Origin of the sequence: Haloarcula sp. JP-L23 (assembly GCF_011602445.1) — an archaeon.
GTDB lineage: Archaea > Halobacteriota > Halobacteria > Halobacteriales > Haloarculaceae > Haloarcula > Haloarcula pellucida.
The window spans coordinates 93,594-118,752 of sequence record NZ_CP050017.1; the positions used below are offsets into that span (position 1 = coordinate 93,594).

Genomic DNA, 25,159 nt, shown 5'->3' on the forward strand with positions numbered 1-25,159 from the left:
GAGTCCTCGTTACTAGACGTGAACGTATCGTAGAATCTATCACCGAAGCTTCGTCGTCGGAAACCTCTCCCTCTCTACAACCACTCAACGTGCCTTTATTCCGATCTGAAGTTGCTCCATACCGGTTACTGCCGCACGCATGGGACACCGTTGGCCAGTAGATGTACAGCTACACAGTTGCCAGCGAACCCCAGGTATCCTATCCAACATCTTGATTAGGTCCTCAGTACGTGCATGTATTATGGAGTACTACGAGTCAGTCGACTATCTGCAATCGCTGCAGCGCCGTCGGCCGAAGATGGGAACGGAAACGACAGTTCGTCTTCTTTCCCACCTTGATGATCCACAGACGGAATTCGACTGCGTACAAATAGCGGGGTCAAACGGCAAGGGAAGCACCGCGCGAATGCTTGAGAGTGTACTCCGTACAGCCGGGCTGGACGTTGGTCTATTCACGTCGCCGAAGCTTCAGGACCTCCGCGAGCAGATCCAGATAAATGGTCGGAACGTTCCTAAGGAATGCCTTGCGAACGCCGTCGAACGGATCAAGCCCTGTCTTGAGAGGCTCCGAGGTGAAAACGATATGCCAACGCACTTTGAGACTCTCACCGCACTTGCTTTGTACTGTTTCGGTATCGAAGATGTTGATATTGCCATACTTGAGGTTGGTATCGGGGGTCAGTACGACGCGACGAGTGCGGTTGAGCCTGTGGCGAGTGCGGTCACGAGCGTCAGCCTCGAACACACTGACCTGCTCGGGGACACCATTGAGGAAATTGCCCGTGACAAGTCTCATGTCGCCCCCGCTAACGCGCCACTCGTAACCGGTGCTGACGGAGCTGCCCTAGACACGATCCAGACGGAAACAGAGACCGTTACCGTCGGTCCGAAGGATGCAGACATCCTAGCGGTCGAACGAGGAATGCGCTCTAATATTGAGAGTACTATCACCATCGAGGAAGGTGACTGGGGCATAGAAACGCACCTTTCGTTGCTCGGCCAGCATCAGGCAACGAACGCCGGCGTGGCCGCGACCCTGGCACGGCAGATCGCCACCGTCGAAGAGGACACGATCGGCCGTGGACTTCGGAACGCTAGCTGGCCGGGACGGTTCGAAATCGTCAGTACAGATCCGATGGTCGTACTTGACGGCTCACACAATCCCGGGGCTGCTTCGACAATCGCTGATTTGCTTGAGCGATACGACTACGACGACCTTCACGTCATCTTCGGTGCTATGTCTGACAAGGACTACGGTCGAATGATTAAGTTGCTCCCAGAGATTGACACCGCATATGCGACGTGTTCCGAGGTGGATCGCGCCGAAGATGTAGATACACTGGCTGCCGCGTTCGACGGCCACTGCGAGAATGTTCGGCAGATTGACTCTGTTCCTGAGGCAACCGAGTGCGCGCTCGCTGCGGCCGATGAAGGTGACTTCGTCCTCGTCACCGGGTCGCTGTCCGTCGTCGGCGAGGCCCGCCACCGGTGGACGCGTCTGGTAGTCCCCAAGAACCACGATCGGGATCAGATTGGCCGGGACGCGTTCGCCGACGCTGCATTCCCCCAGAGGTCGCCCGACAACATCGAGTGGCGGACTAACACGACCTTCCTCAGGACGAATCTGGCCGCGGCGGTTGAGGAACGTCTCGAGGCACTCGGCGGCAATTGCCTGCGCTCGGCTGCAGGTTCCCCTGAGAATATTGATACGACGATGCTCTCGGGGACACCATCCCAGATCCGGCAACTCGCCGATGATGTCGCGGCCGACGGACTCGGGCTCGCAGCGTTCGGCCGGAAGCTGAAGGCAGCACTCGACAGGTCGACACCGCCGCCGGCATTCGACGTCAACGGAATCGCCGTTATGGGAGTGTTGAATATCACACCGGACAGCTTCTACGACGGCGGAGAGTACGACTCGGTTGAAGACGCGATTGAGCGGGCGGAAACAATGGTTGAGGCTGGCGCCGACGTGATCGACGTGGGCGGCGAGAGCACCCGGCCCGGCGCCGACCCAATCTCTGTCGATACGGAGATTGAGCGGGTCGTTCCCGTCGTTGAGGCGCTTGCCAACTGCGGTGTGCCGGTGTCGATTGACACCCAGAAAGCAGCTGTTGCCGAGGCGGCACTGGAAGCTGGCGCGGACGTTGTCAACGATGTCTCTGGTCTTGAGGACCCCGAGATGCGGTTCGTCGTTGCCGAGCATGATGCGACGCTTGTGCTGATGCATAGCCTGTCCGCGCCGGTTGACCCCGACCGGACTGCGACCTACGACGATGTGGTGACCGATGTCCTCCACGACCTCTCAGAGAAGGTGCTGCATGCCGAGCGGGCGGGTATCGATCGGGAGCAGATCGTCGTTGATCCCGGAATCGGTTTCGGTAAGGACGCGACCGAGTCCTTCGATTTGGTTGACCGGATCCACGAGTTCCAGGCGCTCGGCTGTGGCGTGATGCTCGGTCACTCCCACAAGTCCATGTTCAATCAAGTTGGCTGTGGGAGTGAGGAACGCCTTCTACCAACACTCACCGTGACTGCTCTAGGAGCGGAACGAGGCGTCGACATTGTCCGCGTCCACGATGTCGAAGAGAACGGAGTGGTCATTCGGACTGTCGCGGCGGCGACCAATCAGTAGCACCGCGAGAGGGTTTCGATCCACCTGTAAATGATGGTTCGGAGCCGACGGCGGATAGGGTTTCTACTGGGGTTTGGATACCTCTCTCATGTAATCTCGCTCGTCGCCGAAGCGGCGAGTTCTGCGGTCCAGGGGGATGCTGCCTCAGCTGCTTAACTGGTCATTGTCGATATCTCCAAAATGAATGCCTGAGCACCTAGCCGATCGCTCAGGTATCCTGGCCTGATTTCTCGTGTAGCAACAGCTCTTGCAGTGACGATGTAACCCGCTTGCCAGCTATTTCACGTGCTGTATCGGATTCCTGTTTCACGATTTGGTCTCTCTTTCACGGGTGCGAAGCTGCGCAGCCAAACTTCGTTATCAGTAGCGTGGTTTATTCCTCACATAATAATTTCACATGGTTAGGTGCGAATATATGTAGTCAGGCGGAAGTTATAAGTTGTATTTCCACATCATTGCGGGTGAAGCACCTATGTTGAGAGATCTTGACGAGATTAGTTCGCACAGAAACGCTATTAACGAAGACATTAGCGAGCTCGAGTTCGGAGCTTGGATCGGCGGCAAATCGGTCAGAGCGGAAAATGATGGCACTTTCAAAACCTATGATCCAGCGACAAACGAACCGATTGCTGATGTGGCCGAGTGTAGTCGGGTCGATGTGGATACTGCTGTTTCGGAGGGTAAATCGTCATTCAACGATCAGTGGAAAGAGACGACACAAACTGAGCGATCAGAGCTACTATTCGAGTGGGTAGAAACGCTGCGTGATCACGAAGACGAATTAGTTCTCTTGGAAACACTCGATACAGGCAAGCCAATCGGTGATGCACGTTGGGAAGTCCAAGGTGGTATTGATACACTCGAATATTACGCATCAATAATCCGTACTCATGGAGGGCGTCAAATTCAGGCCAGTAATGATGCGAACATCTATACTCGAAAAGAACCTTTGGGAGTCGTAGGACAGATCACGCCATGGAACTTCCCGATGTGGGCCTTTGGCTGGAAGATTGGCCCGGCACTAGCTGCAGGAAATACAGCCGTTCTGAAGCCGTCAAAGTTCGCACCTCTTACATCGATTCGTGCTGCACAGCTCTCAGAAGGTATTTTACCTGATGGAGTGGTCAACGTTGTCCCTGGAAAAGGAAGCGAAGCCGGTGCAGCGGTTTCTGAACACGATGAAATTCAGAAAGTAGCCTTTACAGGGAGTGTAAAAATTGGGAAGATTGCAATGAAAGCAGCAGCTGAAAATATTAACCCAATAACGCTAGAGCTGGGGGGGAAATCCCCGTTCATCGTGTTCCCTGATGCCGATCTTGACAAAATCATTTCTCCCCTTGCAACTGGCATCTTCTATAGCACTGGCGAAGTCTGTGAAGCCGCCTCACGAGCGATCGTCCACGAAGATATTGTTGATGAATTTACTGAGCGATTTGTTGAAGAAGCTGAATCCTATGTTGTTGGTGATCCCCTTGCAGAGGAGAGTACGATGGGGCCGCTTACAAACAAGGAACAATTCGAGTCGATGAATGAATATTGTGATATAGGCCAGCAGGAGGGTGCTACCCTCCTTACTGGTGGCGAACCAGCTGAAACCGACCTTGATGGTTGGTTCTGGAAACCGACAGTGTTCACTGATGTTGAGAATGATATGAGAATAGCTCAAGAGGAGATCTTTGGTCCAGTTCAAACAATTCTCACCTTTAATTCCTACAGCGAAGCTATCCAGATGGCCAATGACACTCGGTATGGGCTAGCAGCTGGTGTGGGTACCGAGAATACGTCCATCGTTCAGAACGCTATTAAGGATCTTGATGCAGGGAGTGTCTGGGTCAACGGATATGGTCCAATTCTTCCCGAAACTCCCTTTGGTGGCTTCAAAGATTCTGGATTCGGGAACGATCTTGGTCAGGAAGCTCTTGATCATTATTCTCGAACAAAGACTGTTGGTATAAACTTCGACGAACCATCAATCTAGAGGAGATTACGGGCGACTCGTCTAATCGCAATTAATCGGGAGATTACTTCTCCTACCACCACATTTTAGTAGTAGTGGAGTGAATCGAGAATTGACATGGTAAATCTTACCCATGGGGTATTCCCAGCAATAGTGACCCCTTTCGATGAGAATGATAATGTTGATTACGACGCGTTCGCTAAAAATATCCATCGTCTCGAGGAGGATGGGGTAGATGGAATCGTTCCCTGTGGTTCCACCGGTGAGCGACCGACAATCAAACTAGAAGAACATAAACGCATTATTGAGTTCACATCTGAAGAGGCATCGAAACCAGTTATTGTAGGTACCGGTTCACCGTCGACTGAGAGTTCCATCGAGCTCACCCAACACGCTGAGAAAGTGGGTGCTGATGGGGCTCTAATTATCGGGCCATACTATAGCTCACCAAGTGATCAAGGCCTGATCAAACATCACCGAGAAATAGCGGACGCTACGGATCTTCCGCTATTGCTATACAATCATCCAGATGGGATGGGTTTTAATCTTTCACCAGATGTCATCGCTGAACTAGCCACTCATCCTAATATAGTTGGTGTGAAAGAATCAAGCGGCAAACTAAATCAGGTAAATGAATTGTGTAATCGAACAAGTGATATCGATTTCGATGTGATGATCGGATGGGATTCACTATTACTTCCAGCTATGTCTGTCGGTTCGACAGGAATTATCGGAACTTGCTCTAATGTTATTCCAAAGGACATCAAAACTCTCTGGGAGTTGGCAAAAAAAGACAACTACTCAGAGGCATTGGATCTCCACCAAAAGGTGTGTACCTTTGAACAAGACCTTTTGATAGAACATCCTTCTATAACTGTTAAATATATCATGAGTTTGCTGGGGTACGTAGATCCCCATGTACGCAAACCCCAATATCCGCTGGACAATAAAAAGAAGGATGAACTCAAGAAAACTCTAAAAGAATATAGGCAAGACGGTACGACGAATCTATGATCTGACTGGATTCGGCATTTGGTCCTCAGTACTGTCTATATCTAACTCCAGCAGATTCATTGTCTACAGAAAGGGATGCAGAAGCTGTCGATATGATCGGCTGATAGTCGAATCAGCACGGACCTGTGCCAGTTCAATGAGCTGCGAGATTATTGGAGAATTCTATATAGCCAAATACTAACAGTTTCTTCCGATACAGGATTTTAATCGACGGGCTACTTTCTCAATGTATAGTCCCCTCAGGACAGATTTCTGGACCAACAGAATTTAGAGTCGAGAACATTGGCGGTATCCACAATGCCCACGTTTCGATTTCCTCCAGTGTGACCGTACTTACCGGAAAGAACATGACCAGTCGAACATCGTTCCTCCAATCGATCATAGCCGCCATGGGAGCACTCAGGCGACACTGAAAGACGACGCCGACAAGGGACACATCCAACTTGGCCTCGACGGCGAAACCTACGAACGGACGCTCACCCGAACTGGAGGAACAGTCGCCTTCGACGGCGACGGCTACCTTGACGACCCTGCCGTTGCTGACCTCTTTGCGTTCCTCTTAGAAACCAACGAAGCACGCCAATCGGTCGCCAGAGGAAACGATCTTCGAGAGACCATCATGCGTCCCGTCGATATCGGTAAAATTAAAGAATAAATCGGCTCTGTAGTTTCGCTATACGAGAGCGCCGCGACTACGTTATCGCTGTAGAAAGCGAAGAGGCAGAGTGTTGTGGTATCGGAATTCCGCCTCTTCACTCGTGTTACGGTTGCTAAGTGTAGCTTCAACCCTGAACTTGCCGGTCCTCTTCGATTTCAATTTCGACCGGGTAGAGCCGGCGTAGCTTGATTCGTGCGTCGTCGGTGGTGAACTGCCAGTCGATGAGTCGGTTAGCCGCGTTCCGATGATCTTGCCACGCAGCGACCTCCGACCGGAGAGTCGCTGCGTGGTAGATTCGACGGTCGAGACACTGTCGTTTGAGCACACCCAGTTCGATCTCGGCCATATTCAACCAGCTTCCTTTCTTGGGCGTGTAGTGGAACTCGAACCGATCAAGGTACGCTTGGGCTTCATTCGGCGGGAAGAACTGATAGAAGCCAGCGGGGTTGTGCGTGTTGAGTTGATCGACCACCACCCGGATGCGGTCCGCATCCGGTAGTGGTTGTCTGCGAGTTCGACCATCCGGTCGATGAACTCGGTGGTGCGTCGTCGCTCGGTGACTTCGACGTTCACCCAGCCAGTCAACGGTTCCGTGGCGAGGTGAATCCGTTCTTTCCCGTTGCGTTCGTAGCGGTGATCGACACGGGCGACCGCTCCCGGTCGCGCCGGGAGCGGGTCGCGTTCGTGCCCACGGAGTGCTTTGCTGGATTCGTCGAAGCAGATGACTGGACGCGTCTCGTCGTATGGTTCGTGGTAGAGGTCGAGAACGTCCTCCATATGGTAGACGAAGTCAGCGTCATTCTCGGCTGGGATCGACCAGTAGTCAGAGAGATGGGGTTTCAGGGTGTTTTTTTAGCCGCTGTCGGACGGTTTCGTGAGAGATCGACTCGAAGTCGATCTCGTCGAGGGTAACGAGTTCGTCGGCAAGGAGATGCAGCGTCCAGCGAGCGTGTCCTTCCGGGGTTCGCTACAGGCGAGTCGGATGAGGTGGGCTTCGGCGGCACCATCCATTTTGACCTCGTATTCACGGTCGGGCTTGCGGCGATGAATCGCCGCGAGCCCTCGCTCACAGTATGCTTTGCGCGTGTTAGAGACCGTCTTGGGAGAACAACCGACGTGCTCACTGATTTCCGAATCAGTGAGCCCGTCATCGGCTTTCAGTAGGATCCGTGCTCGTGTATTATCCTCGGCCTTGCGTTCACCGGTCGAAATGAACCACTCAAGCGTGTTGCGGTCTTCCTCAGACAGCTCCACGACGTATTTCTTCGCTCCCATTCCAGTAGATACGCGCCCAGAGGAGATAAGCAGGTACACTCACGGTTGAAGCTACACTAAGGCTAAATCAGTTGTCGCTAATCCGGACGAACCCGCCGACCCAAAGGGGTGGCGGGTTCGCCGAGTGGGCAATGCTCACACTCCATGCACTCCGAATCGAGCTGGGCAAATCCTACCGCGTCACGGTGGATTTGCTCAGCGAGATGCCCGGCGTCCTCGAAGAAATCGGCCTCACGCGGGTGCCTCACTACACCGTCCTCCGCACGTGGTTTGCCCGGATTCCGACCAAGACGTGGCGTGCGTTTCTCGGCGCGTCAGCCGAGAAACGCACTGGCCACGCCGCCATCGATTCGACTGGCTTCGACCGTGACCAGCCCAGCCGCCACTACGCTAACCGCACGCACTACCGCGTCGGGCGCTGAAAGTCACTGCGCTCGTGGATGTCGAAACACTGTACATCACTGACATCCACTCGACGACCTCGAAAAAACACGACGCGAAGATCGGCCCGCAGGTCGCTCGACGCAACGTCGGCGACCTGCGGAGCCTCGCCGCCGACCGAGGCTACGATGCGAAAGCCTTCCGAGACGAACTCCGCGAAAACGGCGTCCGTCCACTGATCAAGCACCGCATCATGAATCCACTCGATCACACTCACAACGCCCGCATGGATCGTGATCGGTACAACCGTTGATCGATGAACGAAACCGTCTTCTCAAGCCTCAAGCGCACGCTCGGCGCTGCCGTGCGTGCGCGTCACTGGTGGCTGGAGTTCCGTGAAATGCTGCTCAAAGCCACCGTCTACAATCTCCGACGGAGCGTTCGATACCCGTGAAATCAACCGCCGTGTACCGAAACTACAGAGCCAATAAATCAAGATATTGGCTGCAAAAAGACGATATGAATCTCGACAAAGTCCCTATCGAACTAAGTATATGCAAATTTCTGATTTAGAGACTATTATTTCTCATATTGGGACTCATTCGGATATAATTGAATTGAATTCTAGAAAATGGAAATATAATTGGGTAGTATAGAAATAAATAGGAGGATATAAAGATAGAAGAGCCCGAATCACTCACTTAAAGCGACCGAATCGGATTGAATCACCCAACTCGTCGACTATTTCGAGAAGTACGACGACTATCTCGTAGTGGCACTGCGTCTTCCGGAAGCAGTGCCACTCGGCGACGACGTGACCCGGGACACTGCCATCTGAGCAACGCGACTCTCAGACACGACCAGTCTCCTTGCACTCGTTCTTGGTTTTCATACACGCGCTCAGGTGGCAAACGCTGTGGAGACACAGATGTCCTACCAGCATGGGAGTTCAGTGGGAAGAAGGTGTGATCACTGATGGTCGTCCGTCAGTATCTCCCGTCCAGACACCGAGGGCGATGATTTAATGGGCTGTCCCACGAATCAACAGACATCGGATAGCCTAGGTGTATACACATGTGGTCAAATGACTCGCGGTCACTCCCGGACTGGATCATGAAGGCTTACGAGATTTTTAAGTCTGGAACGGAGTCCCCCCACGACGGCCTCTCGCGTGACCGGGCCCAGACGCTGTTGCGTAGGCACGACGACTTCCCAGCCGACCAAGCAGACACGGAGTATGCTATCGAACGGCTGCTTGACTACGGCTGGCTCTACGAGGTTGAGGGAGAGCTGCGTATCACTGACTCGGAGAGCTAACCTGAGCAGGTGACTACTCGTGGACTTGCGAGCGACAGAACCGTAGCTTAACTCAGTCGATAACCGTTGATGGACCAGAGATCGTCTGGGTCGTGAGTAGCCTGGTTGTGAAGGAAACCGAGGGACTGCAGACGGCCACTCTGAACCGAACTCATCGAGCTTCGAGTGGTCGTAATCCAGCGGTTTGATGACGACGGTATCTTCAAGTCCGTTATTGACTCACAGTCTCTGGGGTACGCTCCGTTGTGCGGTAGGCCTGATCTCGATAGGTGTTGTAGAGATCAACTCCCCATTCGACAACGGTATCGTTGGAGCTGACAAGCATCGCGATGTGATCTCCTTTTCCCGTTTCATTGTAGGCCCCAATCGCTACTTTCCGATCGTCATACAGTCCGATACCGAGCGTCAGTGACTCCTCAAGCCATGAAATATCGAAATCTGCAAACTCTGAATCATCAAGAAAGTGTTGCAGTTCCTCTTCATGGAGATGCTGGTAGACTGAATGGTCGACAATTGCCTCTCCCGGGAGGCCCAATTTGAGCAGCTGGTGATAGGCTCTGAAAAGAGTTGGATTGTAAATCGATGTGAGTGCTCGGAATTGACTGAGTTCCCGGTCACAGAGGTCCAGCGCGGCTCCGAGGACAATTCCGGGTGAATCCGGACCAGAAACGACGACCTTCGCGTCAGCAAGTGCCTGTACTGGGACGTCTGAATGACACTGGTCGAGTCGCTGCAACCACGCAGCTTTCTCTATAACTTGCTCAACTGTTAGTGCAAGGTCATCATATTCATCTAAAACCTTCTTGCCTACGGGTGTGAGATGGTAGCTCCCTCCAGTAGAATTGCTCCAGCCGTGCGATTCAAACAATTGTAGCGTTCGTCGAACGGTGGAGCGAGAAGGTGCTTCGGACCCAGCGCTGACGAGTTCATGTGGTCGGGCTGGTTCGGTAGCGAGACTATCTAACAGGTCTAACGCGTGTGTAGAGCGAGTGAGACAGGCCAATTGTTCACAGTCGAGGACTTCCAGGCACGTCTCAATTGCCTCGAGAGTGATTTTCCCACCGGCAGTGAGGTCGTATCCGCGCTGCTCGGTAGCTTGTTTCGTCAACCCCCGGGCTGTAAACCGTGCAAAATAATTCGAGGCGGTTTGACGTGCAACTACCCCTTTAGCCTGGATTTCCGAGGGTGTCCGTGTCTGTCCCGCAAGTGCGCGTAACACGTTTAGTCGAGCGGAATCGACCAGTTTATTAATGATCTCGCGAACAACTAACTGTTCGTTCGTTAGCGGATTCGTTGTCATACGGCCATCGCATGTCACACGTTCACACCAAGATTAGATTCTATTCCCATCCGTATGAATTCACCGAGAACTCGGCCTAGAATTCAAATTTATTTGTCTGGTTATCCCGAAGAAATGAATCCATTCCTAACATTTATTATCTGTCAGTATTGTGCCCGTAGCGGCGTCAGTCGGTACTATTTACACGGGACCAACCGAGAGCGATTATTGTGAGCGGTCAGCTACCACCAGCACCATCCGGGCATCCGATTCTCCAGCACGCGCTTCGTTACGCACGAGACCCTTTTGAGTTCGTAGAAGAGGCCACAACAGAGTGTGGCGATCTCTATCGGATGGAACTTCCTGGCGTTGATGACGTATTCGTGCTCGCCCACCCAGACTATCTTGCTCAGGTCCTTGTAGACGACGTTGACGCATTTGGGAAAACCGACGATTTTCGCCGAGCGTTCGGTAATGGGTTACTCTCAGTTGAGGGGCAACAGTGGCGACAGCAGCGTGACATTCTGCAGCCGTTGTTTTTCCGTGACCGGATCACTGGCTATGTAGATGAGATGGTCGCTTGTGTTGAGCAACGACTTGCGACGTGGGAAGATGGTGAGACTCGTGATGTTGAAACGGAGATGCGTGCTCTCACACTCGAAGTTCTCTTTGCAACATTGTTTGGTCGGGAATTGACTCCTGGCGAGGACGAGGACCTTCGCGAGGCCGCTGATGGCCTCAATGACTGGTTTGCGCCGACATCATGGATTCTTCCACACTGGATTCCGACACCTGCTCGTCGACACTTCAATCAGTCGGCCACCCGACTTCAAGAAGAAGTCAGAGCACTGTTACCGGATGAGACATCGGCTACTCCCAGACAACAATCCGGAGATTCAGACACCATGGATCTCCTCTCGCGACTTGAGCAGACTCGCGATAGCCAAGATGGAAAGCAGATGACTACTGGGGAGATCGAGGATCAACTCGTCACGATGGTGTTTGCAGGACATGAGACCACGGCGACTGCGCTCGCGTTCACGTGGTATCTGCTCGCCACGCATCCGACTATCCGCGAAGAGTTCCACAACGAACTCAATGCAGTCCTCAATGGCACCCCGCCTTCTCTCGGTGATCTTGAAGAGTTGGAGATGACAGATCGTATCCTCACTGAAGCGCTTCGACTCTACCCACCCGTTCATACGATTCCACGCCAGACAACCACCGATGTCGAAATGAACGGTTTTCGCCTTCCTGAAGGGCATGAACTCCATCTCTCACTCATCCATATCCATCGAGATGAGCAATTCTACGACGACCCGCTTGAATTTCGTCCCAGCCGATGGACGGATGGGTTCAAAGAGAGTCTGCCAGACTTCGCGTACGCGCCGTTCGGTGGTGGTCGCCGGACCTGCATTGGCCGAGAGTTCGCATTACTTGAAGCGAAGATCGTCCTTGCGATGATCGGGCAGCAGTTCCAACTCGACTGGGAAGCAGAGAGAGAGCTCACGCTTGAACCGCGGATAACGATTCGAACCGAGAAAGGGATTCCAATGCGTCTAAACCGCCGGTAACGCTCTTCTCACTCTCCTCAGTCTTGCTATTCTTGTTGGCTGTTCACCCCCGCTGACACCGTCACCATGGGTGATTATATCCGACAATCCCCGGAAACACAGGAGTGTATGAATCCGGAGTTGATTACGCCACGAATCCAACAGTAAATTTCCAAAGATATCTTACATCGGTGTCAGGCGAGAGCGCTTGCACACCGGCCGGATAAGTAGACTGGTATTCACCCGGCGTCGCGAATCAGGGTCATCTGTAGTATCACCAGCTAACCAGAGCCATCTGTATCCAGACTATGAGTACAACACCACGGTCACACACCGAATCACCCTCGAAGAAACATTCGCAAAATCGCCTCCACACTGTTCGTCATCGTGTCCGTCACGGACTGCAATCCATGACTGCCAGCCCATGCCTCCGGACCACGATGCAGTTAGCGCTCGTGGTGGTCCTGTGTAGCGGGCCAGCGCTGGCACAGTCAGATGTCGGCTCGGTGTACTGTGGAACGCCGGTCGAAACAGGTATCAGCGTCGTCTTCAGCGCGCTTGCGGCCCTGGGTCTACCGGCGGGGATGTTCTTCACCGGCCGCAGTGGGCTCGCCTACATGCGGTCGACGGGTAACCCGAACGCACAGAACCAGGCTCGCCGGGACCTCATCCTCTCGGGGATCGGGCTCGGCGTCGTCATCATGGCGTTGGTTGCGCCGGAGATCGTGGCGAAATTCGGGAACGAAATCGGCTTCTCGTTCTCTGAATGTGTGACGCCCTTCGCTGGCAGCTCTAGCTAACCCCACCACCGACATCTGCCCCCCACCCGACCTGATGTCCGCCCTACATCATCTCCTCGTGGCCATAGTCATCACCAGCAGTCTGGTGACGCCAGCTGTGGCTGCGTCGGCAGAGATGACGACTGGACAAGCGTCGGTCGACAGGCCGCTCGTTCAACAGGGCCACCAGTGCTTTGCCGACGACTCACCGCGGCCGGGAACGGACCCACCAGCGTATACACATACGTTCGATGCAGCGTTCTTCCGGGCATACTGGTCCGGCGATCCGGACTACCGCTATTCGTCGAACGACTCGGAGCCTGCTGACTCACTGAGTCAGATCGGGCGTATCCCCTGTGCCAGCGACATTACGTTCAGGCAGCCACCGAACGTCGAAGCGTGGAACGACCGCGAACTCGAACGGTATCGTGAAGATAGTGGGTCGGCGTACCCGACACGGACCTCGCCGACGTCCGGGGTTGTCGACGATACGTACATCGAGATTTTCGCGGTGAATCCCCTGACCGTGGTTCACCAGCCAGAAGGGACGACGCAATACGCCAATCCCAATGGAACGGTGCGGACGGTTGGTGCCTACTCTGGGTCGGCACCCCGCTGCCCGGATGAAGACGACGTAGAGATCTCCTGTCACGTCCAGTCGACGAACGTCGACCACGTCACGCTGTACGTCGACGGCAAGCGACAAGATACGTCGTCATCGCCGACTGCAGTGCTCCAGTACCACAACCTCAGCGGACAGTCGACGCTGACTGTACAGATGCAGGTCACCGTGACTGTCGAAAAACGATGGGACGATCCGGAGGAGAATGACACGGATGTTGCCCATCCGACGTTCACGACGACGGTGTCCGACTCGCGGCAGGTCACGGCCTACGAACTCAACGCATCGGAGATCACCGTCTCACTGGCGGATCACCGCAATAGTACCGGTGTCAGTATGACGGTGCCAGACCTGTGGCGGAGTGCCGCCTTCGAGCCGGGCGATACGATCCATAGTCGGTGGCGATTCTACACCCGGAGTCCCGAAGGCTGGGCTGCATGGAACTCGACGTCGGGCGGGGAAGCTCCTGTCTCGGAGACGGTCCGTCCCCTGCAAGTACATGCCATCCCGGCAAAACAGGGCCCGCTTGCGAACAGCGACCAGCACTCGCTGGCGGCACAGGGCCAGTTCTACGAGTTGGGTGACGACTACGACCGAATCCAGCGAGATTTCGTCGTGACGCACCGCCCGGGCCTGAGGCGCGTACTCCGCTGCTCGGCCCGAGATTTTGCTGAATCAATCGGCGACTACTACTCGAACGGACCGGGTCACCGTCCGGGCGAACGACTCCCACTCGTTCCGAGCGTATAGCTCGCCGAACGTAACGGGAATTGTCCGGGGGAGTCACACTGAAGGCAGGTTGTCGGCGTCGAAGACGGTCACTGCGTACCCAGCCAATATGACCGCGAGCGTCGAGAATCGGACACGAAACGCGACGACGCTGTCGGTGACGGTCGAATCAACGCGAGGGTATCCCGTTGACTTTGGGACGGTGACTGTGACCGCACGCAATCACACGCGGTCGCATACGTTACAGCCCACCGAGCGAGGGACGTTCACCATCACGCTACCGGCGCGCGGCATCGACCGGGTGCTGCTGACCTACCGGCCGAAGTCCCACTGGTGGGAGCAGTCGAACCCGGTATTCGGCGATATCGTCGCGACGGAGCGAACGACGACGGTCGAGTCCGTTGCGTCGACGTATCCGCTATTCGAGACGATCGTGTCGCTGATCGTCGCGACCGCGCTGTGGTTCCTCCCACTTGGACTCCTCCTGTACGGAATAGACATCTGGACGAACGGACGACTGTTAGGACTCTACTCACCATGAGTGACAACACAACCAGTACGAGTACTGCACGCTGTATCGACAGACGAACGCTTCTGAGCGGATTTGGCGCCGGATTGGTCGCCCTTGCTGGCTGTAGTGACAGCACCGGCTCATCGAATAGCACAGACAGATCGCCGGCTTCGAGTCCAAGCTCGGAAACGGATGTCCTCGAGTCGATTACATTTGAGGGGAAAGCTGGCTACTCTCCCCGAGTCATTGCGAATTTCCAGCTCACGGAGAACTCAAAAATCACCCAAGTCGGCTTGATCAATGGGCTTGGGAATGAGGTGGACAGAGCCTATATCTCTGAGCGTGAAACAGTAGCTGAATTCGTCGTTGCTCGGTTGGGGGACTCGCCGTCTGAGAGAATCACTCAAGGTGAAAATACGCTCGTACTAATCGGCGAAAATACAGAGGTTGAAGTCCCGTTGCCGTACTCTGCTTCACTCACTCTGCATGACGTCGTCGGTCCAAATGAATATTCTGAGTTACCAGAACCACAGCGCGAAGGACGGGAACCAATCGGACTCATTGTAGAAAACACTGGAGACCACCCGGACATAGCGCAAGACGTCATTTCAGAGGATGGTCCGCATTTAGAAAACTTCGACAAAGAGACATCGGAAGAAGATCTTGGCAATCTGGTTGAGTCGGGTGCGACAACGGTACTGCCGGTACGTAGCTATTTGGCACAAGATTTCCACTGCTCAAAAACCCATACACGGGATGCTAAATTGACCCTGAAATCGGCATTCAGCGATCCAGTAACTTTCATCCAGACGTTCAGATATAGTCCGAAACGGGAGAATTTCTGCGAGATATCTCTTGACGGGGAACAAACCATCGTAGAACGAGACCAGACGACAACGGAATAATATATGCAGAGCCTCGAAACCCTCAGAGACGTCTTCTATCAGGCGTTGGTAGACCTGATGAATCTCTTTCCGGTTGCGTTCAAAGAGTGGCTCCGTAGGCATGTGATGAATACGCTTGTGGAGCCGCTTGTCGGAACCCCAGCACCGAGAGGTGGGCCCACAGATACCTTCCAAATCGCCTTTAGAACCGCTGTCAACAGCCCATGGAGTAGTCTTATTGAGACAATCTATTTTGATTACGTTGTAGGCCTTGCGCTCGGCCTCCAACTTATCGTAATCGCAGCGGTCGGACTACGGTACCAATCGATGAATCCAGTTATCCGAAAAAAGGTAGGCCGTCGACTCTTTATTGCGTTCCTCTCTCTCTTTTTCTGGCTACCACTGGCCTCCCTAGGCCTGCAATTCTTCGACGTGCTTGGGACGACGATCTCTACGTTCCAAGGTGCAGACGAAGGCGCAGTGGCCGCCGAAATCTTCGTCTTCAATTCGCTCATATCCTTTGCGCCTCCGATTGCGCTCGTCATGCTAGCTATCCTGCTCTGTATCTATGCGAAGGTCCTCGCAATCTCGATCACTCGCTGGATTGGCGTCATCCTGCTCACACTGGCGATGCCGCTTGTGGCGACGTTCTGGGCCATCGAGGTATGGCCGTTCGGGAAGTTCAGCGGCCTCTCGAAGCAGATTGCTGCGACGTATCCCGGACTCATCGCGGCAAGCCTACCCTCGGCACTGCTCATCCGCATCGGCATCGAAGTGAGCGACTGGGGGGTGCCAGGGATGGGGCTCTTCGCTGCGCCCCTCCTGCTGTACCTCTCGGCGGAAGCGCAGAAAATGCTGATTCAGAAGAGCAGTCCTGCGCTCATCCAGATGAGTGACCAGGCCTGGGCGGCGGGCAAAAAACCCGTCGAGGTCGGCGGTGCTGCCGCCACACTCGGTGCCTACGCCGTCGGCGGCCCGGCGGCTGGTGGTGCAATGACTGCCGCACAGAGTGCGATGCAAGGCAACTCGACTGGGACCGCACTGGGCGCTCGCATGGTCCATCGCGAGCTGTCCGGCAGTGCACCCTCTGGAAGCGGCGTGTCACAGGGGCCAAGCGGGTCAGGATCCGGTGGGACTGGCGCAGGGAGTGCACCAACTGGAACCGGCGGAGGTGGTCTGCCCGGCACCTCGACGCCGCCGACGAGTAGTTCGTCAGGTGAGTCCGGCAGTACTGGGAGTTCGTCCCCATCGACGGGGACTACGTCAACCGCCGAAAGTTCGTCAAGTTCCACTGCTGCAGATCCATTCGACCAAGCCTTCGGCGGGGACGCAGACGATGAGCCGACTCCCAACAGTAGCGAGGTCACATCGCGGCAGACGGAACCGGCCGATGGTGAGCAAGTCCGAAACCGGCCAACGGCGGTCGTCGACGACGGAGAATCGTCGTACAATCGGGACGATACCACAGTGTATCACCACGACGTAGACGCACCAGAGGGCGGCAGCACTACAGAGTCCGAGTCCAGAGTCGAACAGCTCCACGAAGCGCTAAAGACAGACGACGATATCCTGGGGTCGGACGCGTACCGGTTCCCGGACGACAGCAGCGCCCGTATTCAAGAGATGGAGGACACCGATGAGTAACGCATCGACTGGTGAGTTCAACACGAATATCGTCCACGACGATCTCGGCGGGACAACCGAGTTCTGGGGACAGTACACGTTTGGAGAGTTACTGCTGTTCATCCTGCCCGTCTTCGGGTGGCTCGTCTTCCTCGGGATGCCGTTCGTGCCATCGGGGTTCCTCGTCCCGGCAACAGGCTTGCTCATCGCGACGGAACTGTTCCTGCTCGGGCTGCACAAAGCTCGGCCCCGGTACTATCGGCTGACCGAGTGGCTGGCAGTCCGCCTCCGGTGGGCCATCAAGAAACCCGAGTATCTGTTCGACGACGGCGCACAGGACACGCGGGCAGTCACTCGTGTCGACCGAGTCCTTCCACACGGAATCAAGCGCGTCGACGGCGCACATCTCGGCGCGGTCCGAGTCACGCCAGCCAACATGGCCCTGCAGGACGGTGAGCAGTGGCAGCAGGCAGTCCGCTCGCTCACCGACCTCGCGAACTCACTGGAAGGAGAGACGGACCTGTACGTCACGACCCGAGAAGTCGACCAGTCGGATCACATCCGCGCCCATCAGGAGCGCCTGAGCGACCCCGACACGAACCGACTTCCCATTCTCCGAGGGTTGTTGATGGAGTGGGTCAACCGCTACACAACCGACGACGATGAGCCAGTAGCCGGAACGGAGATGGAACGAGAGTACTACATCATCGTCTCGGTTACGGATGAGGATATCGATGCGATCGACCGTGAGTCGGCGTCGCTGCTCCATACGCTGGCAGAAGTTCCCGCTGTGGGACGTCTCGCTGAAGCCGTCGCCTCTGACGGGCTTACCCAGAGCGAGCGCGAGACCTACAAGGCGAAGAAACTGAAAGACCGCGTCACGTCGACAACCCGTGCGGTGAATAGCCTGTACCGGTGTAGCGGCAACCCGGTTTCACCGCTCCAGCTGGCGAAGCTCACCAAAGAATACTGGGCGTGTGAGTCCCAGTCGTTCGGAGCTCTTGCGGAGACGTCTGGCATCTCCCCACTGCACTACACTCGTGGGCAGGATACAGCGACGCAAGACCTCGATCGAGAGGACTTGCAGGAGGGCGTCCCTGAGTTCGAGGATGTCGATACCGATGCAGTTCCGCCGGCGTTCACCCAGCCCAGCCAAGAACAGCAGTCATTGCTCGCGCCAGCAGCGATTGACTGGCATGAGGACTACACGGTCCTCGATAGCGAGACGTTCGCGCGGACGTTCTGGATCGAAACATTCCCCGAACATCCGACCAATGGGATGCTCGAACGCCTCCTATTGGATACGGACCTGAAAGCCGACGTCTCCATCCATATTGACCCGTACGAGTCGCAGGACGCCGTCGAGGTTATTTCGGAATGGGTCTCCTCGCTGCGGGTCCTGCAAGAGGACGTCGGCGAACTCGATAGTGAAGACCTCCAGCATGATATCCAGCGTGCGAAGTATATTCGACAGGCCGTCCGCCGGAACCACACGTCACTGTATCAGGCTGGCGTGTTCATTCGCGTCACCGCAGACTCCAAAGAGGACCTGCGCCAGCAGACCACCCAACTGGAAACGCTACTGCGGGACTCGCCAGCGAACTGCTCGATCAAGCGGGCGACTCGACGGCAGGAACAGGGGCTAGTGACGGTCTCGCCCATCGGCGGGAACGAACTCGGGCGCAATCGTCTGTCGTCGATGACCGGTGAAGCACTGGGATCGCTGTTCCCGTTTTCCTCGAACTATCTGCGGATGGTTGATGGCATCCAGTACGGCACCCACGACCACAACGACTCGACGGTGCTCATCGACCCGTGGGAACTGGAAACCGGCCACTCGGAACTCGTCACCGGGATGCCAGGGGGCGGGAAGACCCACGGCACGCAAGCCCGAGCGCTGCGGATGCTGAAAAAGCGCTCGGACGTCAAGCAAGTCTACATCGACCCGGTCGGGGACATGCGCGGGAACGCGCAGGTGCTGGACGCGAAGACGATCACCATCAGCGGGGACACGCCGCTGAATCCCTGCGAGATGCATCCCACGCCCGAGCATGTCCTCGAACAGTCGCCGGACATGGAGCCGGTCCGGGCGAAGATCGACGAGGTGTACGGGGTTATCATGAACTTCCTCGCATCGCGGGATATCGACCTCGACATGCACAGCGGCCTGATCACGTTCCTCATTCAAACGGTGTTCGAGGAGTCCGCTATCGAACGGGATGACCCGTCGACGCACACGCCAGAGAACTCCCCGACGATGCAGGACATCCTTGACCTCATCGACGAGATTCAGGCGAATCCTGAACGGTTCCCCGGCGCCGAAACCGAGAGCGCGAAACAGACGATTCGGGAGTACGCCGACGAGCTATCAGTAGCGTTGCAGCCGTTCCGCAAGGGGAGTACGTATGGGAACCTCGCCGAAGAGTCGAACCTGAACCTCATCGACAGCGACAGCAAAGGCGTGTATCTGGATCTCCAGCAGGTCGAGGGTTCCGGTGAGGGGCTGGGCAAGCAGTCGTTCATCATGCAGTTGCTCCTCTCGACGCTGTACCAACAGGCCAAGAACATGGAGACGAAGGTGGAGGTCATCATCGACGAAGCCCACTACCTCTTCGCCGACGACGCCAACCTGGCGTTCCTGAACCAGATTGCCCGCCACCAGCGACACGCAGGGATCCGACTGGTGATGCTCTCCCAGACACTCAAGGAGTTCTACGACGGCGACGCCGCCGAAGAAATCGCAGGCATGTGTCCGATCATGGTGCATCACCGGGAGCCGAGCCTAGACGTTGAGACCGCCCAGCGTGCTGGCCTGACCAGTGAGCAACAGCACTACGTGAACAACGCCCAGGCCGGGAAGGAATCGGTCGGCAACGGCCAGGGCTACAGCGAAGCGCTAGTCCGTGTCGATGAGCAGGGCGACTACCCCGTCCAGATTCGCACCTCGTGGGAAGAAAAGCGCGTCATCGATCTCGATACGACTGTGGATGACCCGCTGGAGGTCTTGATCGAGAATCGACCTGAGCAGGTTGAAGCGTTCGACGAGTTCCTCACCCACGAAGCGATGGTGAGCGACCTGACCAAGCAACACGGACTGACCAGAGACCAGGCCGAGACCCTCCTGTCCGGGGTGTCGGATGCGGAACTCCTCGACGCACTGTCGGTCGCGCTTGACCGGGCGACCGACGCCGACGAGGAGCGTTCCAGTTCATCATCGGCCGACGACGGGCAGAACGCAGCAACGGCAAATCGTGCGACAACTGACGGTAGCGACGACCCGCTTACTGATTCTATGACACAAGTACTCGATTCCATGGAGGCGCAGCGCCAGTCAACTACGACGAACGGCACAGCCCCAGCAGCGCACGACACGGGGGGTGATGCTGATGAGTGAGCGCGTCGCGTTCTACCCGTCAGCAGACCAGAAGCAGATCATCGAGCAAATGGCCGACAGACACGGCATGTCTGTCTCCGAGTACTGTATCCTCGCTCTCGACAGGCAGATTGCGAGCGAGCTCCGTTCCGAGCGCGTTGCGGAAACGGACCTGGAACAGAAGCTGGATGGAGTGGAGGACACGGTCGTTGACGAGATAGAATCCGCCTTCGCGCCGTCGACTGACGAAGAACGGTTGTACGGGGTTGCACTGTGGAACCTGCTCGGTACTGAGCATTCGAGCGAGGCACGTGCTGATGCGATGTCCACCGCGTCCGAGCGACTGGACAGTGGGCTCGAAAAGCTGCGAGAGAAAGCCGAAGAAAAGCCGGAGGAGACACAATGACAGAGCGCACTCGCCTGCAGATATATGCGACTGAAGACCTCGAAGCAGAGATCGAAAAACATGCTGAGCTGGCCGATCTCTCGAAGTCCGAATACTGTGTGCGCGTCCTGAAAAATCATCATCACATGGATATCGGTGGTGGGCGGGCGCAGTACGCCCCCGACGAAGATATCGCGGCAACCATCGACAACGCCGTCACCGACCTCATCACCGCGATAGATGATCTCCAGACCGACGCGACACCAGACCTCGAACACCTCCAGTCGCTCCGGACAATGTACGTCATCGCTCTGTGGGAACTGTGCAAACAGGAGTACAGTCCAGCTGAGCGCGAAGACGCGATCAAACGTGCCGCGCTCCAGATGGGAGACACCCAAGGAGACACTGCCTCCTCGGAGGATGACGGTTCGACGCTGCAGCCGTCTGAACTTGCCGGGCTGGTGTCCTCTGACCCATGATCCTGAAAACAGACTTCCAGCGATCCGGCGCGGGCGACCTGACGAGATACATCCGCCGGAACCGTGAGACTGACCAACAGAAAGTCCCGCTCCGGGACCGGACTGGGCGGGAACTCTCTGAAGACCGTATCGAGCGGTTTGTCGCAAAGAGCGAACGGTTCGAATTCCAGCGGCATCTAGTTGTCTCGCCACATCCGGCGGCAGCGTATTCCCCGGCCGAAATCGACAGCAACACGCGGGAGTTCATGCGAGCGGAGTTCGGTCACCAACCGACGACGGACTACGTCTATACAGTGCACGATGACAGCGATATCGTGCATTCCCACGTCGCCGCGACCGGAAGGGAGGTGGAACTACGATTGGATGTCGACGAGATCCAGCGACTGCGGAGCCGTGCCAGAGAGGTCTTCCGGGAACCCCAGCGCCTCAAAGAGCGGGCACCGGAGCGGGAGGCTGCGCACTCTGCGGCGATTCCCGACGACGCTGTCCGCAACCAGTCCTCGGATCCCGACCGATCCGATACTACCAGCGATGACTCGGACGTGACTGGTGGAGCTGAACCGGAGCGGGAAGTCACGCCGGATCGTGACTTCGACCTTGGCGGGGAGCGTTGATGCCACAGGACTCTCAGTCGTCGACGCCACCGGGACAACAGCCAGCGGAATTGCCGCCCAGTCTCAAGTACGATGAACCGGCGATGATCGTCTGGAGTCTGTTCATGCTGTTGTTCCCGCCGATGTGGATGGACGGCGACAAACCGTTTCACAAACGGTTCTGGGCCTGGCGATACGTCTACCTCGGCTTCCTTCTCGTGACCGCGCTGTACTACGCTGAGGCGCTTCTACGGGGTGAATACCTCGTGTTGGTGCTGTTCCCGTTTGCGCACGTCCTCGCCGCGTTCTCTGTCACTGGCCTAGTCATGGGGTTCCAGGTGCCCGGCGCTGCGGTTCCGTTCGTTCCCTATCCCGTCGCGGCGACGACGTATGCTGTGCTTGTGGTGACGATCGGCGCGGTCGAAGTCGGTCGACGAACCTCTCCGAAACTGTTGACCCGCGAACCGTGGGAGTGTGACGACGACGAACTGGTCGTCCCGTACGAGAATATCGAGACTAAACACGACGACGCACCGACACCACCGACACTCAAACAGGACGTCTCGACGGCCGTCATCGGTGAAACGGGGAGTGGGAAGTCCTCGGCGATGCAGTTACTCGCTTATCAGCTCCCCTACAACGCGGACACTGCCGTCATCGCCCATGACGCTGGCAAAGAGTTCCAGCAGTTCTACGCCGACCTCGGGTTCGACGTCAAACGTGTCGGCCTCGACGGCGACGTCACGTGGAACCTGTTCAGGGATGCCGATTCGATGCAGGACTTCCGCGAAATCGCAGCCGCCGTCTTCGGAAACCCGGACGGTCACAACCCGTTCCACACACCGGCCAAGCAGGTCTTCGAGGACATGCTCATGTACGTCCATCTGGAGGCCCAGCGGAACAACCGCCGGGACAACCTCTCGCACATGGATATCGTCTCGCTGCTCGAGGAAGGGCGGGCTGGCATCTACAAGAAACTCGATCGCTACGACCGACTCGAATCCGATCATCTGGACACCGACCAGGGGAAAGGCGCACAGAACATCTACCAGACGCTCATCGAGTACACCCGCCCAGTCTTCGTCGACGACTTCGGAGACCATGGGTCGTTCTCACTGCGAGAGTATATCCAGAACCCTGACGGCCGCGTGCTGATCATCGACTCCAGTCCGTCGCGGATGGCGACGCTTGGCCCGATGTTCCAGCTCCTCATAGACTGGTCGATCCGCTTCGCGATGGAGTCACCCAACCCAACGGTCCACGTCCTCGACGAAATCGACCAGTTACCACCGCTCGGGCAGATCACGAACCTCACCGCCCGTGGGCGCAAGGAGAAAGCACGGGCGCTCGTCGGTGTTCAGACAATCGGCCAACTAGAGGACACCTACAGCGACATCTCCGGTATCCTCGGCAACTGTCCGCAGGGTCTGTACTTCGGGCCAGGCGATGCCCAGTCGACCGAATTCATTCGGAACGAGATCGGCGAGCGACGGATTCTCGATCGCACTGAAACTCACGCTCTGTCGCGGAATACAGGGGCGAAAACGCAACGTTCCCAAGCACGCGAGAGTGTTCGCGAGACGGAAAAAGCACCCGTCACGTCTGGGCAACTCCGGGATTTTGAACCCGGCGAGTGTATCACCGTTACGCGAACGGCTTGGTGGCACGGGCAGACGTACGAACTCCATCAGGTCCGCGACGACTTGCCCGACCGTGGCGTCGACTCGCCCGGAACACCCCGTGAGGAAGATCTTGATGGTGGGCTGACGGAGACGGATAGCTGGATAGAGGTGGTCAAGCAGTATGTCGCTCGACGGGAGACGGCTGACGCCGACGTGAATGACGACCAGTCCGTCGACGATGCCGACTCGGATGTGTGGGCGAATCCGGATGTTGACGAGACGCCGGCGATTACGTACAGTGACCGGCACTGGCAGGATGCACTCTCACGCCTTGATGTCGATAGCGCCCGATCACGCAGGGACAGAACGTCGACGCCTTCTCGGACCTGTGTGCGATGCTCGACCGGCGGGTGCTGGACTTGCCTGAGGGTGAAGAGGTTACCGCCGAAGTTCGTGAACTGCTCATCGAGGTCTACCGTGCGACTGGACTCCTGCCCTCAGAGGTCCTCGATGAGGTTGAGAAGCGAACCAGTCTTCTCCGGATGAGCGATACATTCCGCGAGACCTACATCACGATGGCGTTGGCTAGCGATGCGACAGCTGTCACGCCAGCCGACGAGAGTACCGAGGAACTGCCGCACACGCTATTCGAAGAGCAACTGGACTCGCCGCTCCCTCGGACAGCGATAGCTCGATGTCAGCAGACCAGTGTGGCGAATCCGGGAGTCAGTCGGATGCGGAAACGGCGATATCTGATACGGGGTCACCAGTGTCCCCAGACGATACTGACACCCGAGACACAGCGACTCCTGACTCGATGTCGGCCAGTGACTGCGAAGATCAAAAGGGCCCCACTGATGACAATGACCGATCGTCGAAAACTGCATCTGACCCAGCGTCCGACACCAACTCCGAGTCGGCTGACGACGACGTCGACGCGGCAGACTTCATGTAACCTCTCACGCTGCTGGGTCACGTGGCTCGCTCCTGATTGACCTGCTTCTCCCGGCGCTTTCGTCTTGGCACATCCCCAGCGACAGTGTTGCTCTGTTATCTTAGCTTTCTAATCATTCGAGTTGTCCCGACGCTGGGACAACAGTCAGTTCGTGTCGTCCAATCTCGGTAAGCGTGATGCTGACCGAGCTATCTATAAGGCTTCCAGTAAAGTATTTTCTTCCAATGTGTATTTTCTCGAAAACGCAAGACGGAGCCGACTAGAGTCACATCTATACAAGAAATTATTGCCGTGGCTCCATCAAAATCGCAAGACGGCAGTCGGATGAGTCAGATTTAGCATGACCATTTATCTTGCCCCAGAAATTCGCGGAAGTCTGGCTCAGATATTCAGAGTGACATATCGAAATCGGTTAACGTTCTCTGGTGGCTGTCGGCGCGCAAAATTGGAGCAGCCAGCCGACGTTCTGAGCGGGCTATCAAACCTCTTAGAATCCGCAAATGTTAGCACGCTACCGGATAGGACGCACCCATCA

At 56.2% G+C, this 25,159-nt stretch carries 16 protein-coding genes and 3 pseudogenes; 17 read left to right on the forward strand and 2 right to left on the reverse strand.

Translation table 11 applies throughout. The features are described 5' to 3' along the window. The first annotated feature begins 241 nt into the window (after nt 1–241). The 4 genes and pseudogenes from folP to G9465_RS25955 all read left to right on the forward strand — a co-directional run. Nucleotides 242–2,635, forward strand: a complete 2,394-nt coding sequence (folP, locus tag G9465_RS23475; protein WP_166975409.1) for a dihydropteroate synthase — start codon at nt 242–244, stop codon at nt 2,633–2,635. Nucleotides 2,636–3,107: 472 nt separating this feature from the next. Then, nucleotides 3,108–4,613 carry an aldehyde dehydrogenase gene (locus G9465_RS23480; RefSeq protein ID WP_166975772.1) on the forward strand — a complete coding sequence of 502 codons (1,506 nt, stop codon included), beginning with the start codon at nt 3,108–3,110 and terminating at the stop codon, nt 4,611–4,613. A gap of 96 nt (nt 4,614–4,709) precedes the next feature. Further along, on the forward strand, nt 4,710–5,606 hold the full coding sequence (gene dapA, locus G9465_RS23485; RefSeq protein WP_166975412.1) for a 4-hydroxy-tetrahydrodipicolinate synthase: 897 nt from the start codon (nt 4,710–4,712) through the stop codon (nt 5,604–5,606). Between the two features lie 230 nt (nt 5,607–5,836). After that, nucleotides 5,837–6,255, forward strand: a pseudogene (locus tag G9465_RS25955) (ATP-binding protein); the annotation flags it as partial. A 133-nt stretch (nt 6,256–6,388) separates the two neighbouring features. On the opposite strand, the pseudogene G9465_RS23495 reads toward G9465_RS25955, so the two are convergent. Beyond that, nucleotides 6,389–7,539: pseudogene (locus G9465_RS23495) on the reverse strand (IS630 family transposase). A 58-nt stretch (nt 7,540–7,597) separates the two neighbouring features. Here G9465_RS23495 and G9465_RS23500 point away from each other — a divergent pair. Together G9465_RS23500 and G9465_RS23505 are read left to right on the forward strand one after the other, a co-directional pair. Then, nucleotides 7,598–8,374, forward strand: a pseudogene (locus tag G9465_RS23500) (IS5 family transposase); the annotation flags it as partial. Between the two features lie 659 nt (nt 8,375–9,033). Further along, nucleotides 9,034–9,237: a hypothetical protein gene (locus G9465_RS23505; protein ID WP_227015881.1), complete on the forward strand. Its 204-nt coding sequence runs from the start codon at nt 9,034–9,036 to the stop codon at nt 9,235–9,237. A 211-nt stretch (nt 9,238–9,448) separates the two neighbouring features. On the opposite strand, the gene G9465_RS23510 is transcribed toward G9465_RS23505, so the two are convergent. Further along, nucleotides 9,449–10,105, reverse strand: a complete 657-nt coding sequence (locus tag G9465_RS23510; RefSeq protein WP_166975418.1) for a winged helix-turn-helix domain-containing protein — start codon at nt 10,103–10,105, stop codon at nt 9,449–9,451. A 641-nt stretch (nt 10,106–10,746) separates the two neighbouring features. Between G9465_RS23510 and G9465_RS23515 the strand changes: the two genes are divergently transcribed. From G9465_RS23515 to G9465_RS23565, 11 genes are all read left to right on the forward strand, one after another. Continuing rightward, the gene (locus G9465_RS23515; RefSeq protein ID WP_193571778.1) at nt 10,747–12,090 is read left to right on the forward strand and encodes a cytochrome P450; all 1,344 of its coding nucleotides are present in this window, start codon (nt 10,747–10,749) and stop codon (nt 12,088–12,090) included. Between the two features lie 389 nt (nt 12,091–12,479). Continuing rightward, nucleotides 12,480–12,869 carry a pilin gene (locus G9465_RS23520; protein WP_227015882.1) on the forward strand — a complete coding sequence of 130 codons (390 nt, stop codon included), beginning with the start codon at nt 12,480–12,482 and terminating at the stop codon, nt 12,867–12,869. Between the two features lie 115 nt (nt 12,870–12,984). Continuing rightward, complete coding sequence (locus G9465_RS23525; protein WP_166975421.1) at nt 12,985–14,220, forward strand: hypothetical protein; 1,236 nt, start codon at nt 12,985–12,987, stop codon at nt 14,218–14,220. A gap of 88 nt (nt 14,221–14,308) precedes the next feature. Next, nucleotides 14,309–14,740: a hypothetical protein gene (locus G9465_RS23530; RefSeq protein ID WP_166975424.1), complete on the forward strand. Its 432-nt coding sequence runs from the start codon at nt 14,309–14,311 to the stop codon at nt 14,738–14,740. Further along, on the forward strand, nt 14,737–15,615 hold the full coding sequence (locus G9465_RS23535; protein ID WP_166975427.1) for a hypothetical protein: 879 nt from the start codon (nt 14,737–14,739) through the stop codon (nt 15,613–15,615). Before G9465_RS23530 ends, G9465_RS23535 begins: the two co-directional genes overlap by 4 nt. 3 nt (nt 15,616–15,618) lie before the next feature. Beyond that, entirely contained in the window at nt 15,619–17,238 is a 1,620-nt protein-coding gene (locus tag G9465_RS23540) for a hypothetical protein (RefSeq protein WP_166975430.1), read from the forward strand. Next, nucleotides 17,231–20,611, forward strand: a complete 3,381-nt coding sequence (locus tag G9465_RS23545; RefSeq protein WP_166975433.1) for a VirB4 family type IV secretion system protein — start codon at nt 17,231–17,233, stop codon at nt 20,609–20,611. The genes G9465_RS23540 and G9465_RS23545 overlap by 8 nt, the downstream gene beginning before the upstream one ends. After that, nucleotides 20,604–20,996 carry a plasmid mobilization protein gene (locus G9465_RS23550; protein ID WP_166975435.1) on the forward strand — a complete coding sequence of 131 codons (393 nt, stop codon included), beginning with the start codon at nt 20,604–20,606 and terminating at the stop codon, nt 20,994–20,996. Before G9465_RS23545 ends, G9465_RS23550 begins: the two co-directional genes overlap by 8 nt. Beyond that, nucleotides 20,993–21,454, forward strand: coding sequence for a hypothetical protein (locus G9465_RS23555; RefSeq protein WP_166975438.1), 462 nt, complete (start codon nt 20,993–20,995; stop codon nt 21,452–21,454). Before G9465_RS23550 ends, G9465_RS23555 begins: the two co-directional genes overlap by 4 nt. Next, the gene (locus G9465_RS23560) at nt 21,451–22,068 is read left to right on the forward strand and encodes a relaxase/mobilization nuclease domain-containing protein (RefSeq protein ID WP_166975440.1); all 618 of its coding nucleotides are present in this window, start codon (nt 21,451–21,453) and stop codon (nt 22,066–22,068) included. Before G9465_RS23555 ends, G9465_RS23560 begins: the two co-directional genes overlap by 4 nt. Next, complete coding sequence (locus tag G9465_RS23565) at nt 22,068–24,215, forward strand: type IV secretory system conjugative DNA transfer family protein (protein ID WP_166975443.1); 2,148 nt, start codon at nt 22,068–22,070, stop codon at nt 24,213–24,215. The genes G9465_RS23560 and G9465_RS23565 overlap by 1 nt, the downstream gene beginning before the upstream one ends. Nucleotides 24,216–25,159: the final 944 nt, after the last annotated feature.

Coding starts and splice junctions, on each gene's coding strand:
- G9465_RS23535 (WP_166975427.1), top strand. CDS start 14,737: ATGAGTGACAACACAACCAGTACGAGTACTGCACGCTGTATCGACAGA.
- G9465_RS23545 (WP_166975433.1), top strand. CDS start 17,231: ATGAGTAACGCATCGACTGGTGAGTTCAACACGAATATCGTCCACGAC.
- G9465_RS23555 (WP_166975438.1), top strand. CDS start 20,993: ATGACAGAGCGCACTCGCCTGCAGATATATGCGACTGAAGACCTCGAA.
- folP (WP_166975409.1), top strand. CDS start 242: ATGGAGTACTACGAGTCAGTCGACTATCTGCAATCGCTGCAGCGCCGT.
- dapA (WP_166975412.1), top strand. CDS start 4,710: ATGGTAAATCTTACCCATGGGGTATTCCCAGCAATAGTGACCCCTTTC.
- G9465_RS23565 (WP_166975443.1), top strand. CDS start 22,068: ATGCCACAGGACTCTCAGTCGTCGACGCCACCGGGACAACAGCCAGCG.
- G9465_RS23530 (WP_166975424.1), top strand. CDS start 14,309: ATGACCGCGAGCGTCGAGAATCGGACACGAAACGCGACGACGCTGTCG.
- G9465_RS23520 (WP_227015882.1), top strand. CDS start 12,480: ATGACTGCCAGCCCATGCCTCCGGACCACGATGCAGTTAGCGCTCGTG.
- G9465_RS23550 (WP_166975435.1), top strand. CDS start 20,604: ATGAGTGAGCGCGTCGCGTTCTACCCGTCAGCAGACCAGAAGCAGATC.
- G9465_RS23480 (WP_166975772.1), top strand. CDS start 3,108: ATGTTGAGAGATCTTGACGAGATTAGTTCGCACAGAAACGCTATTAAC.
- G9465_RS23540 (WP_166975430.1), top strand. CDS start 15,619: ATGCAGAGCCTCGAAACCCTCAGAGACGTCTTCTATCAGGCGTTGGTA.
- G9465_RS23505 (WP_227015881.1), top strand. CDS start 9,034: ATGAAGGCTTACGAGATTTTTAAGTCTGGAACGGAGTCCCCCCACGAC.
- G9465_RS23560 (WP_166975440.1), top strand. CDS start 21,451: ATGATCCTGAAAACAGACTTCCAGCGATCCGGCGCGGGCGACCTGACG.
- G9465_RS23525 (WP_166975421.1), top strand. CDS start 12,985: ATGACGACTGGACAAGCGTCGGTCGACAGGCCGCTCGTTCAACAGGGC.